11 protein-coding genes are annotated in these 11,763 nt (G+C 63.2%); 9 read left to right on the forward strand and 2 right to left on the reverse strand.

The features are described 5' to 3' along the window. The first annotated feature begins 290 nt into the window (after positions 1-290). From DT603_RS10640 to DT603_RS10650, 3 genes are all read left to right on the forward strand, one after another. Positions 291-1,427: an OmpA family protein gene (locus DT603_RS10640; protein WP_162349853.1), complete on the forward strand. Its 1,137-nt coding sequence runs from the start codon at positions 291-293 to the stop codon at positions 1,425-1,427. Positions 1,428-1,613: 186 nt separating this feature from the next. After that, positions 1,614-2,108 carry a hypothetical protein gene (locus tag DT603_RS10645; RefSeq protein ID WP_162349934.1) on the forward strand — a complete coding sequence of 165 codons (495 nt, stop codon included), beginning with the start codon at positions 1,614-1,616 and terminating at the stop codon, positions 2,106-2,108. Positions 2,109-2,149: 41 nt separating this feature from the next. Next, the gene (locus tag DT603_RS10650; protein ID WP_162349854.1) at positions 2,150-2,914 is read left to right on the forward strand and encodes a pseudouridine synthase; all 765 of its coding nucleotides are present in this window, start codon (positions 2,150-2,152) and stop codon (positions 2,912-2,914) included. 21 nt (positions 2,915-2,935) lie between these two features. Here DT603_RS10650 and kbl read toward each other — a convergent pair whose 3' ends face one another. Beyond that, positions 2,936-4,135 carry a glycine C-acetyltransferase gene (gene kbl / locus DT603_RS10655; RefSeq protein ID WP_162349855.1) on the reverse strand — a complete coding sequence of 400 codons (1,200 nt, stop codon included), beginning with the start codon at positions 4,133-4,135 and terminating at the stop codon, positions 2,936-2,938. A 174-nt stretch (positions 4,136-4,309) separates the two neighbouring features. On the opposite strand from kbl, the gene DT603_RS10660 reads away from it, so the two are divergent. The 6 genes from DT603_RS10660 to DT603_RS10685 all read left to right on the forward strand — a co-directional run bounded on the left by DT603_RS10660 (position 4,310) and on the right by DT603_RS10685 (position 10,580). After that, positions 4,310-5,764: an OprO/OprP family phosphate-selective porin gene (locus DT603_RS10660; protein ID WP_343037749.1), complete on the forward strand. Its 1,455-nt coding sequence runs from the start codon at positions 4,310-4,312 to the stop codon at positions 5,762-5,764. Positions 5,765-5,782: 18 nt separating this feature from the next. Beyond that, positions 5,783-6,805 carry a sulfate ABC transporter substrate-binding protein gene (locus tag DT603_RS10665; RefSeq protein WP_162349856.1) on the forward strand — a complete coding sequence of 341 codons (1,023 nt, stop codon included), beginning with the start codon at positions 5,783-5,785 and terminating at the stop codon, positions 6,803-6,805. A 3-nt stretch (positions 6,806-6,808) separates the two neighbouring features. Beyond that, positions 6,809-7,660: a sulfate ABC transporter permease subunit CysT gene (cysT, locus tag DT603_RS10670; RefSeq protein ID WP_162349857.1), complete on the forward strand. Its 852-nt coding sequence runs from the start codon at positions 6,809-6,811 to the stop codon at positions 7,658-7,660. A 31-nt stretch (positions 7,661-7,691) separates the two neighbouring features. After that, entirely contained in the window at positions 7,692-8,627 is a 936-nt protein-coding gene (gene cysW, locus DT603_RS10675; protein ID WP_425500959.1) for a sulfate ABC transporter permease subunit CysW, read from the forward strand. 22 nt (positions 8,628-8,649) lie between these two features. Next, complete coding sequence (locus DT603_RS10680) at positions 8,650-9,696, forward strand: sulfate/molybdate ABC transporter ATP-binding protein (RefSeq protein WP_162349859.1); 1,047 nt, start codon at positions 8,650-8,652, stop codon at positions 9,694-9,696. A gap of 164 nt (positions 9,697-9,860) precedes the next feature. Continuing rightward, on the forward strand, positions 9,861-10,580 hold the full coding sequence (locus DT603_RS10685; protein WP_162349860.1) for a TorF family putative porin: 720 nt from the start codon (positions 9,861-9,863) through the stop codon (positions 10,578-10,580). A 70-nt stretch (positions 10,581-10,650) separates the two neighbouring features. On the opposite strand, the gene tdh is transcribed toward DT603_RS10685, so the two are convergent. Then, complete coding sequence (gene tdh, locus DT603_RS10690) at positions 10,651-11,685, reverse strand: L-threonine 3-dehydrogenase (protein WP_211368387.1); 1,035 nt, start codon at positions 11,683-11,685, stop codon at positions 10,651-10,653. Between the last annotated feature and the right edge of the window lie 78 nt (positions 11,686-11,763).

Raw genomic sequence — 11,763 nt, forward strand, 5'->3', positions numbered from 1 at the left:
TCAGCCCCGCCATCCCCAGCTCCCGCGCGCCATGGCTGCCCCCCGCGACGGCGCCCAACATGGCAGGCGACGCATTCATGAACATGTACCGTGCAGCCTGATATGAGATAGTGCGCCCTGTTGGCCGGGACCTGACTTGTTACGGTACCGTTAACACGGCCTTCACGTGGACGCGCATAACCTTGCCTGGATGGCGTGCAGACATGGCCGTCTGAACTACTAATAAAGCTGGACCCGTAGCGAAGTACTCCGGTTTCTCTAACATCTGATTTCTTTTTAAGGAGCTGCAAATGAATAAGAAAATTCTCTGTGCCGCAATGCTGGCCGGTCTGAGCTGGGCGCAGGCCGCTTCCGCTCAGGAGTTCGACGACCGTTGGTACCTGACGGGCGCGGTTGGCTACAACATGCAGGACAATGACCGCCGCACTGAAGACACTCCTTTCCTGAGCCTTGGCCTGGGCAAGTTCATCAGCCCGAACTGGTCGCTGGACGGCGAGCTGAACTACCAGAACCCGAACTTTGACGGTGGTGTCGCCGGCGCCAATGACGATTTGAACTGGAGCCAGTACGGCGTCTCGCTGGACCTGCGCCGCCATTTCATCTCTGAAGGCCGTGGCTGGAACCCGTACCTGCTTGCGGGCCTGGGCTACCAGCGTTCGGAAGAAGAGTACGACGCGTTCCCGAACCCGAATTCCCCGGGCCAGCGCAAGGACGGCAACTTTGCCGCCAAGCTTGGTGTTGGCGTGCAGTCCACGTTCGAAAAGCGCGTAGCAGTACGTGCCGAGCTGGCCTACCGTGCCGACTTCGACGATTCCAGCTTCGCGGCTGAAGCCGGTCCGGCCCAGAGCCAGGGCTACCCGCACCAGCAGAATGAAAGCTACTTCGGCGACATCCTGGCTTCGGTCGGCGTCGTGATTCCGCTCGGTGCCCGCGCCGTTGCTGAACCCGTTGCCCCGCCGGTTGCCGCCAACTGCGCAGACCTGGATGACGACGGCGACGGCGTCAACAACTGCAACGACAAGTGCCCGGGTTCGCAGGCTGGCCAGACCATCGGACCGGACGGTTGCCCGGTTTCCGTGGCGATCGACCTGAAAGGCGTCAACTTCAACTTCGACAAGGCCACGCTGCGTCCGGACGCGATCGCGATCCTGAGCGAAGCCACCGAAATCCTGAAGCGTTACCCGGATCTGCGCGTTGAAGTCGCCGGCCACACCGACCAGTGCGGTAAGGACGGCTACAACCAGGGCCTGTCCGAGCGTCGCGCCAAGGCTGTGTATGACTACCTGACCACGAACGGCGTCGATGCCGGCCGTCTGGCGGGCCCGAACGGCTACGGCGAGAGCCGTCCGCTGGAAGACCTGGGCCAGGCCTTCCCGGCTTGCAAGAGCGAGAAGAACCGTCGTACCGAGCTGAACGTCCAGAATTAATCGGACGCAGGTTCAAGCAAGACCCGAAGCCCGGCCTAGTGCCGGGCTTCTTTTTGCGTGCGTATCCGCCTGCGGGGCTGCATGAACCGCTGCGGTAACTTGGATTGCAGCGTCACGCGCCTGCATTCCTTGATATTGCAGGCGTCGCTTCCTACACTCAGGCACACATTCAGTCCGGGTTTGCCCATGCGCCGCATCGTTGTCTCCAGCTTGCTTGCCTTCTGCGTCATCCCGGCCGCCAATGCCCTGCAAAATTGCAGCGGCAGCGTGCTTGCAGCGCCGCTTTCTTCTTCGCAGACGAGCCTGTCGCCGGTTGCACCGGAGCTGTTCGCCAACACCACTCCATTGGGCTCGCCGAGTGGCGTCTTGGCACATGCCTATGACGAGGCGCAGTCAGTCGATCGGGTATTGCTGAGGATGCGGGTGCAGGCCTGCCAGAACGTGGCGATGGCGATGCCCGTCCAGAGCGTGGCCAATCCGAATGATCCGGCTGCCTACAAGCCGAAGACAGAATTCGACAATACGCCATGGCGCTTCGACATGACCCAGAACGGCAAGCGCATGACCGCCGACGAATTCGATGCGTGGATGAAGTCCCGTGGCGTACGCGTGGTCAAGGCAGCGCCTGCGGTAGCCGCTCCGGCACCGGTTGTTGCACCCGTCGAGCCTGTCAACAAGTAATCCTCCAGCGAGGCCGCCCGCACTGCGGGCGCGCAAGGTAAATGCCCGTGGTTGCAAAAGCTGCCCAGTCTTCCGCCAGCAAAGCCGTGCGGCATGGGCTGGCGCGGACCCTTTCGAAACTGGGCATCTGTTCGCGCACGGAAGCGGCTGCATGGATAGCCGCTGGACGCGTATCCGTCGACGGCCGGGTGGTCAGGGATATCGAATTCCCCGTGGTGCGTGGTATCCACCGCATCGCCATTGATGGCGTGGAAAGGGGGCAGGGCGAGCTTCGTTACCTCGTGCTCAACAAACCCCGCGGCCTGGTCACCACCGCACACGACGAGCGCGGACGGGAGACGGTCTACCGTTGTTTCGACGGTGCCGGCCTGGGCTGGATTGCGCCGGTCGGACGTCTGGACAAGGCCAGCGAGGGGCTGCTGATTTTCGCCAACGATCCGGAATGGGCGGCACGCATAAGCGATCCTGAAACCGGTCCGTCGAAGACCTATCACGTGCAGGTCGATCGCATACCCGATGAACCCCTGTTGGGTCGCCTTGTTGCAGGAGTGGAGGTGGATGGCGAGCTGCTGCGCGCAAGCGCGGCCAAGCTGCTCCGCTGCGGCGGGCGCAATGCATGGCTGGAAATCGTGCTGGACGAAGGCCGCAACCGCCAGATACGACGGTTGCTGAGCGCCTTCGACATCAACGTGCTGCGGCTGGTCCGTATCGCAATTGGCGGATTGATGCTGGGCGACCTGGCCAAGGGGCAATGGCGTCACTTGAGCCCGGCCGAAGTGGCCGGGTTGACTGCCGGAAACGAATAGTTTTTGCAGCCTGTGAGGCGGTCAGCTCTTGATGACGCCCAGCTCATGCCCGATGCGGGTGAAGGCGTCGATGGCCCGGCCGAGGTGCTCGCGGGTATGCGCGGCGCTGATCTGGGTGCGGATGCGTGCCTGGTCTTTGGCAACGACAGGGAAGAAGAAGCCGATCGCGTAAATGCCCTCCTCAAGCAGCCGCGCCGCGAATCGCTGCGCCAGGGGCGCGTCGTACAGCATCACGGGGCTGATGGGATGCACGCCCGGACGGATGTCGAAACCTGCGGCCGTCATCTTCTCGCGAAAATATCGGGTGTTCTGCGAAAGCGTTTCGCGCAGGTCGCCTGCCGATTCGAGCATGTCGAACGCCTTGATACCGGCGGCCACGACGTGCGGCGGCAGCGAATTGGAGAACAGGTAGGGGCGTGAGCGCTGCCGAAGCAGTTCGATGACTTCCTTCTTCGCCGTGGTGAAGCCGCCCAGCGCGCCGCCCATCGCCTTGCCGAGGGTGCCGGTGATGATGTCGATCCTGTCCAGCACGCCCTTGACCTCTGCCGAGCCGCGGCCCGTCGCGCCCAGGAAGCCGGTGGCATGGCATTCGTCGATATGGACCAGTGCGCCGTATTTCTTCGCCAGCGCGGTGATTTCATCCAGAGGTGCAATGAACCCATCCATCGAGAACACGCCGTCGGTGGTGATCAGCCTGGTCTTGCAACCGGCAGCGTCAGCGGCCTGCAGCTGCGTTTCCAGGTCGGCCATGTCGCAGTTGGCGTAGCGGAACCGCTTGGCCTTGCACAGGCGCACGCCATCGATGATCGAGGCATGGTTGAGTGCATCGGAAATGACTGCGTCGTTTTCGCCCAGCAATGGCTCGAACAGCCCGCCATTGGCATCGAAGCAGGCAGCGTAGAGGATGGTGTCCTCGGTGCCGAAGAATTCTGCGATCCTGGCCTCCAGCTGCTTGTGCAGGTCCTGGGTGCCGCAGATGAAGCGCACGCTGGCCATGCCGAAGCCGTGGCTGTCCAGTGCGTCCTTCGCGGCCTGGATGATGTCGGGGTGGTCGGCCAAGCCCAGGTAGTTGTTGGCGCAGAAGTTCAATACCTTGCGGCCGTCGGCCAGCTCGATTTCCGCGGACTGCGGGCTGGTGACGATGCGTTCGGACTTGAAAAGCCCCTGGGCACGGATGGAGTCGAGCTCCGCGGCGTAATGCGAGGTCAGCGAGTCGGACATGGGCCATGCACTCAATAAAGAGCGCCAGTTTAACAATCCATTTCGACTCCAGACCTGACAGTAGGCTAGGTCATGCCAATACGGCATAAGTCCAGGGGCTTAATTCATTTCTCCTTGGCAATGTGCATACGCAGCATCAGCCTTCCAGCCGAGAGGCCTATTCAGGAATCAGCCGTGAGATCAGGAACCAGGCAAGCCAAGTCGAAGGCCAGGACCGCATGGATCGCGGGGGCAATGACCTGTGCGCTGGTTGTTCCTGCTTCGGCCCAGGAAAAGCTCACGGTTGAACAATTGCAGCAGCGCCTCGAAGCGCTGGAGCGCCGCGTCATCGGGACTCCGGACGAGGGCGACGAAGGCGCACCAGCGGGCGAACCGGGCCTGGCCGATCTGGACCAGCGCCTGCGCATCCTGGAGCGAAAGCTGGAGCTGCAGCAGGAGGAACAGGTGGCCAAGGCCAAGGAAGCGCCGGTGATCGCGGTCAACGACAAGGGTGCTTCGTTCAAGTCGGCCAATGGCGACTACGAGATCAAGATCCGCGGACTGCTGCAGGGCGATGGCCGGTTCTTCCTGGACGGCGTGCCGTCCGGCAACAACGACACCTTCCTGCTGCGCACCGCGCGGCCGATCATCGAAGGCTCGCTGGGCAAGCTGGTCGGCTTCCGTTTCACTCCGGAATTCGCAGGCGACAGCGCAAGCATCGTCGACGCCTACGTGGACCTGCGTTTTGATCCCGCCTATACGGTACGCGCGGGCAAGTTCACTTCCCCGGTGGGGCTGGAGCGGTTGCAATCCTCCTCGGCGCTGGCCGATGTGGAACGGGCGCTGCCAAGCGAGTTGGCGCCGAACCGCGACATCGGCATCCAGTTGCAGGGTGACGTGGCCGAAGGGCGGCTGGGTTACGCCATCGGCGTGTTCAACGGAACCGTCGATGGACGCGATGCGGTCACCGCCAATCCGGACAATGAGTTCGAGTATGCCGGCCGCGTGTTCTTCGAACCCTTCAAGAACAGCGCCAACGCCTGGTCCGGCCTCGGCTTCGGCATCGGTGCCAGCGTCGGCGACAAGGTCGGCAGTGGCAACAATTTCCTGCCCCGTTACCGCACCCCGGGCCAGGTGCAGTTCTTCAACTATCGCGCGGCCGTCCTGGCCGATGGCCAGCAGAGCCGGTTCTCACCCCAGGGTTATTACTATCGCAATGCGTTCGGATTGCTGGCCGAGTACATCGTGTCCAGGCAGGAAGTACGCATCGGCGGGGTGAGCGACGAGTTTTCCCACAAGGCCTGGCAGGCAACCGCGAGTTACGTGCTGACCGGCGAGGACGCCAGCTATCGTGGAGTGGTGAAGCCATCGAACCCGTTCAATCCGGGCAAGGACGGCTGGGGCGCGTTCGAGTTGGTCGGCCGCTATGGCGTGCTGGAAGTGGACGAGGATGCTTTCCCGCTGTTCGCAGATCCGGCGGTCTCCTCCAGCGAGGCATCGTCCTGGACCGTGGGTCTGAACTGGTACCTCAACAGCAACCTCAAGCTGGTAATTAATTACCTGCAGACCAGCCTGGAAGGCGGCGCCGCGGGCGGTGCCGATCGCGAAGACGAGAAAGCCGTATTCACTCGCCTGCAAGTAGCCTTTTAAGAAACCGGAGCTTCCTACATGAAATCCACATCCGTCTCATCATCGCTCCGGGCCGTGCTGCTTGCCTTCGGTCTGACCCTTGCCGCCGGTGCCATGGCCAAGGATGTGAAACTGCTCAATGTTTCCTATGACCCGACCCGGGAGCTGTACAAGGATTTCAACGCCGCGTTCGCCAAGGAGTGGCTGCAGAAAAAAGGCCAGAAAGTCGAGATAGAAACCTCGCACGGCGGATCGGGAAAGCAGGCGCGCTCGGTGATAGACGGCCTGGAAGCGGACGTGGTGACCCTGGCGTTGGCCTATGACGTGGATTCCATCGCCCAGCGCGCCAAGCTTTTCCCGGCGAACTGGCAGAAGCGCCTGCCGGAAAACAGCACGCCTTACACCTCCACCATCGTGTTCCTGGTGCGCAAGGGAAATCCGAAGAAGGTCAAGGACTGGCCCGACCTGCTGCGGCCGGGCGTGGCGGTGATCACGCCCAATCCCAAGACCTCCGGCGGGGCGCGCTGGAACTACCTGGCTGCCTGGGCGTACGGGCTGAAGATCTTCAAAGGCGACGAAGCCAAGACCCGCAACATGGTGCGCGCGCTGTTCCGCAACGTGCCGGTGCTGGATACCGGCGCACGCGGCGCCACCACGACGTTCGTGCAGAACGGCATTGGCGATGTGTTGCTGGCCTGGGAAAACGAGGCGTTTCTTTCCATCGAGGAACTGGGACCGGACAAGTTCGAGATCGTGGTGCCGAAGCTGTCGATACTGGCCGAGCCACCCGTGGCACTGGTGGACAAGAACGTGGACAAGCACGGCACCCGCGAGGTGGCGCAGGCCTACCTGCAGTATCTGTATTCTCCCGAGGGCCAGAAGATCGCGGCAAGGCATTACTACAGGCCGCGCCATCCGCAATTCGCAGATCCCGCCGACATTGCCCGTTTCCCGAAGGTGGAACTGGTGACGATAGAAGGCGTGTTCGGTTCCTGGGCCAAGGCGCAGGCCACGCACTTCGCCGAAGGCGGCGTGTTTGACCAGATCCAGTCCGAAAAATAATCCATGGCGGTAACAACTTCTTCGCGGCATGAAAGGGCAGGGCGCAAGCGCGTCCTGCCCGGTTTCGGCCTGAGCCTGGGCATCACCCTGGCCTGGCTGGGCGTGATCGTGCTGATTCCGCTGGCCGGCCTGTTCGTCAAGGCCGGCGGACTTGGGCTGCAGGGTTTATGGGAGATATGGACCCAGCCCCGCGTCCTGTCTGCACTGAAACTGAGCTTCGGCACCGCGTTTGCCGCGGCCGCGTTCAATGCGGTGATGGGTACGCTGGTGGCCTGGGTCTTCGTGCGCTATCGCTTCCCCGGCAAGCGCATCTTCGATGCCATGATCGATCTGCCGTTCGCGTTGCCCACTGCCGTGGCTGGCATTGCGCTGACCGCGCTTTACGGGCCGTCGGGCTGGATCGGCCAATGGCTGGAGAAGGCCGGCATCAAGGTGGCTTACACCTCGTTGGGCATCGTGGTGGCGCTGGTGTTCGTGGGCCTGCCGTTCGTGGTGCGCGTGGTGCAGCCGGTGCTGGCGGAAGTGGAACGCGAACTGGAAGAGGCTGCCGCCACCCTGGGCGCCAGCCGCTGGCATACGGTCAGCCGCGTCGTACTGCCTGCCCTGTGGCCGGCGGTACTGGCGGGCTTTGGCTTGGCCTTTGCGCGCGGCGTGGGTGAGTACGGATCGGTGATCTTCATTGCCGGCAACCTGCCCGGATTGACCGAAATCGCGCCCCTGCTGATCACTTTCCGCCTGGACGAATACGATTACGCAAGCGCCACTGCCATTGCCCTGGCCATGCTGCTGCTGTCGCTGGCCGTCCTGCTGGTCATCAACACCCTGCAGGCCAGGCTGTCGCGGCGGGGAGGCTAAGATGGGCGACGCCATTACCGCTGTCATCGCCATGCCGCGCCAGGAACTCCGGGCACCCGCCAGCACCGTCCAGAACGGCATGGCCTCGGCCATCACCGAGCCGCGCTGGGTGCAGGTCGTGCTGATCGTGCTGGCGCTGGGTTTCCTGCTGGGTTTCCTGCTGATGCCGCTGCTGCTGGTTTTCGTGGAAGCCCTGCGTGCCGGCCTGCCGACGTTCCTGTCTGCGATCACCGAAGCCGACACCCTGTCGGCGATTCGCCTTACCTTGCTGGTCACCGTGATCGTAGTGCCACTGAACCTGGTATTCGGCGTGGCGGCGGCTTGGGCGGTGAGCAAGCATGAGTTCCCCGGCAAGCGTTTGCTGGTCAGCCTGATCGACCTGCCGTTCGCCGTGTCGCCGGTGGTCGCAGGCCTGGTGTTCGTGCTGATCTTCGGCGCGCAGGGTTGGGCCTGGCCACTGATCGACGAGGGCTGGCATTTCGCCCTTCCTGGACTGGGCGAGTACACCCTGCAGTTGCCCAAGGTCATATTCGCGGTGCCGGGCATCGTGCTGGCGACGTTGTTCGTGACCTTCCCGTTCATCGCCCGCGAACTGATGCCACTGATGGAGCAGCAGGGCAGCGACGAGGAACTGGCCGCCCTCAGCCTGGGCGCCAGCGGCTGGCAGACGTTCTGGCGGGTGACCCTGCCCAACATCCGCTGGGCACTGCTGTACGGCGTACTGCTATGCAGCGCGCGGGCGATGGGGGAATTCGGCGCGGTGTCGGTGGTGTCCGGGCATATCCGCGGGCGTACCAATACGCTGCCGCTGCACGTGGAGGTGCTTTACAACGACATTTCGGGCAGTTACAGCGCCGCGTTCGCGGTGGCGTCGCTGCTGGCACTCAGCGCCCTGGTCACGCTGGTGCTGAAGGCCTATCTGGAATGGCGGCATAGCGATTCACTCGCCGCCAACCGACGTCATTGAGAGATCCATCGAGAGAGCCCGCATGAGCATCCGCATCGAGAACACCAGCAAGCGCTTCGGCGATTTCACCGCGCTGGACGACATCAGCCTGAATGTGCGCGAGGGCGAGTTGCTGGCGCTGCTGGGCCCGTCGGGTTCGGGCAAGACCACCTTGCTGAGGGTCATCGCAGGGCTGGAGCAGGCCGACACCGGTCGCGTGTTCCTGGCGGGCGAGGATGCTTCGCAGCTCAGCGTGCAGGCGCGGCGCGTGGGTTTCGTGTTCCAGCATTACGCGCTGTTCCGGCACATGAATGTCCGCGACAACATTGCCTTCGGGCTGCGGGTGCGGCGCGGCGACGCGCGCTGGCCGGAGGCGCGCATACGCGAACGCGTCACCGAACTGCTTGCGCTGGTGCAACTGGATGGCTTGGAGTCGAGGTTTCCCTCACAGCTGTCAGGAGGCCAGCGCCAGCGCGTTGCCCTGGCGCGCGCATTGGCCATCGAGCCGCGCGTGCTGTTGCTGGACGAACCGTTCGGCGCACTGGATGCGCAGGTACGGCGCGACCTGCGGCGCTGGCTGCGCGAAATCCACGACCGCACCGGTTTGACCACGGTGTTCGTCACCCATGACCAGGAAGAAGCCCTGGAGCTGGCCGACCGCGTCGCCATCCTCAACCAGGGTCGCATCGAACAGCTCGGCAGTCCCGCCGACACCTACGACCATCCGGCCAGCCCATTCGTGTATTCCTTCGTGGGTGCGGTAAACCGATTGCCTGGACGCTGGCACGAGGGTGGCCTTGAAGTCGCGGGCCTGCGGCTGCCGGCGCCGGTCGGCCTGCAAGGAGAAGGGGCAATGGAGCTGTACGTGCGTCCGGAGCATCTGCGCCTGCTGCAGACGCCTGAAGCAGGTTGGCCGGCGACCGTGCTCAACAGCCAGCGCAGTGGTGCCCGCCAGCGCCTGTGGGCGCGATTGCGCGGCAGTGAGGCGGAAGTCGAACTGGAGCTGCCCGCCGGTGCGGGCACCCCAACGCACGATCCTGGTGCGGAAATCACCCTGGGCGCGACCCATTTTGGGGTGTTTCCGCGCTGAGCGATGCGGCGGCACAAGTCCTTGGAAACTTTATGGAATTCCGGGCCCGGCGGGGCTTGACCAGGGCCCATGGTGCGTCGCAGTATCGAGTTGGTTAAAAAACCGTGAATGCGTGATCGCTTCGCGGTTGCCGCCATCAATCGATAACCCTCAGGAGAATCCGGATGAAGCCAGTCAAGCTCAGTTTCGCAGTTGCACTCGTCCTGGCAGCCATGCCGCTCGTCTCGTTCGCGCAGGATTCGGCCGTGGCGGAAGAAGAAGCGGAATCGCCTTTCGCATTCACCGTTGCCGCAACCTCCGACTACACCTTCCGTGGCGTGTCGCAGACCGATGAAAAGCCGGCCTTGCAGGGCAGCTTCACCTACACCTCTCCGGTCGGCCTGTACGCAGGCGTCTGGGCTTCCAACGTCGACTTCGGCACCGACGTGAACGCCGAAGTCGACACCTACATCGGCTACAACACCGACCTGGGCGATGAATTCGTCAACCTCGACGTGTTGCTCAACCGCTACAACTACATGGGCGGCGACAATGCCAGCGACCTGGCCTACAACGAGCTCATCACCAAGCTGACCCTTGGCGGCCACGTCAACGTTACCGTCGGCTATACCAACGACGTCTACAACTCGGGCGAGGATGGCTGGTATTACGCTGCCGGCGGCAGCGCCGACCTGCCCTGGGACATGACGCTTTCGGCTGGTATCGGCCACGGCACGTTCTCGGGACTGATCCGCGACTACACCGATTATTCGGTGACGCTGAACAAGTCATGGGGCGATTTCACCGTCGGCCTGGGATACGTGGGCACCGACAATGACGGTGACGTCAACTTCGGCAAGCTCGCCGACGACCGCGCCGTGCTGACCGTGACCTGGGCCCCGTAAGCGCACCTGTCTTTTAAAGAAAAAGGGCGCCATTGGCGCCCTTTTTCGTTGCCTGCTTGATCAGCCGCCATCAGTTCCAGCTCAGTACCACCTTGCCGGCCTTGCCCGCTTCCATCAGGTCGAAACCCTTCTGGAAATCGTCGATCGGCATCTGGTGGGTCAGCACCTTGCCCAGCGGGAAGCCACCCAGCACCAGCTGGGTCATCTTGTACCAGGTCTCGTACATCTTCCTGCCGTAGATGCCCTGCACGGTCAGGCCCTTGAAGATGATGCGGTCCCAGTCCACGCCCGCGCCCTTGGGCAGGATTCCCAGCAGCGCGATCTTGCCGCCGTGGTACATGCAGTCGAGCATGTCGTTGAACGCAGTCGGGTTGCCGCTCATTTCCAGGCCCACGTCGAAGCCTTCCATGTGCAGGTCGGCCATCACGTCCTTGAGCGACTGCTTGGCCACGTTGACCACGCGGGTGGCGCCCATGTCGGCCGCAAGTTTCAGGCGGAAATCATTGACGTCGGTGACCACCACGTTGCGCGCGCCGATGTGCTTGCAGATGCCGGCGGCGATCACCCCGATCGGGCCGGCGCCTGTGATCAGCACGTCCTCGCCGACCACGTCGAACTCCAGCGCGCAATGCGCCGCGTTGCCGTAGGGATCGAAGAAGGCAGCCAGTTCGCTGGGAATCTGGTCGGGGATCGGCCACAGGTTGCTGGCCGGCATCACCATGTACTCGGCGAAGGCACCGTCGATGTTGACGCCAATGCCGACCGTGTTCGGGCACAGGTGCGGACGGCCGCCACGGCAGTTGCGGCAGTGGCCGCAGACGATGTGGCCTTCGGCCGAGACGCGCTGGCCCAGCTGGTAGCCACTGACTGCCGAGCCCAGTTCGACGATGCGGCCGACGAACTCGTGGCCGATGGTCAGGCCCGGCTTGATGGTGCGCTGGCTCCAGTCGTCCCACAGGTAGATGTGCAGGTCGGTGCCGCAGATGGCGGTCTTCTCCAGCTTGATCAGCACGTCGTTGGGACCAGGCCTGGGCACCGGAACCTGTTCCATCCAGATTCCCTTGCCCGCTTCGCGCTTGACCAGTGCTTTCATCGTTTGCGCCATGACGGGGCAGGCCCTGCTTGATAGAGGGCGCGAATTATACGCTGGGCCAGATGACGGACCAGATGGGGGCGCCAACGC

The sequence above is a fragment of the Pseudoxanthomonas gei genome (genome assembly GCF_010119615.1).
Taxonomy (GTDB): Bacteria; Pseudomonadota; Gammaproteobacteria; order Xanthomonadales; family Xanthomonadaceae; genus Pseudoxanthomonas_A; species Pseudoxanthomonas_A gei.

Coding starts and splice junctions, on each gene's coding strand:
- DT603_RS10640 (WP_162349853.1), top strand. CDS start 291: ATGAATAAGAAAATTCTCTGTGCCGCAATGCTGGCCGGTCTGAGCTGG.
- DT603_RS10645 (WP_162349934.1), top strand. CDS start 1,614: ATGCGCCGCATCGTTGTCTCCAGCTTGCTTGCCTTCTGCGTCATCCCG.
- DT603_RS10650 (WP_162349854.1), top strand. CDS start 2,150: ATGCCCGTGGTTGCAAAAGCTGCCCAGTCTTCCGCCAGCAAAGCCGTG.
- kbl (WP_162349855.1), bottom strand. CDS start 4,135: ATGTCCGACTCGCTGACCTCGCATTACGCCGCGGAGCTCGACTCCATC.
- DT603_RS10665 (WP_162349856.1), top strand. CDS start 5,783: ATGAAATCCACATCCGTCTCATCATCGCTCCGGGCCGTGCTGCTTGCC.
- cysT (WP_162349857.1), top strand. CDS start 6,809: ATGGCGGTAACAACTTCTTCGCGGCATGAAAGGGCAGGGCGCAAGCGC.
- cysW (WP_425500959.1), top strand. CDS start 7,692: ATGCCGCGCCAGGAACTCCGGGCACCCGCCAGCACCGTCCAGAACGGC.
- DT603_RS10680 (WP_162349859.1), top strand. CDS start 8,650: ATGAGCATCCGCATCGAGAACACCAGCAAGCGCTTCGGCGATTTCACC.
- DT603_RS10685 (WP_162349860.1), top strand. CDS start 9,861: ATGAAGCCAGTCAAGCTCAGTTTCGCAGTTGCACTCGTCCTGGCAGCC.
- tdh (WP_211368387.1), bottom strand. CDS start 11,685: ATGGCGCAAACGATGAAAGCACTGGTCAAGCGCGAAGCGGGCAAGGGA.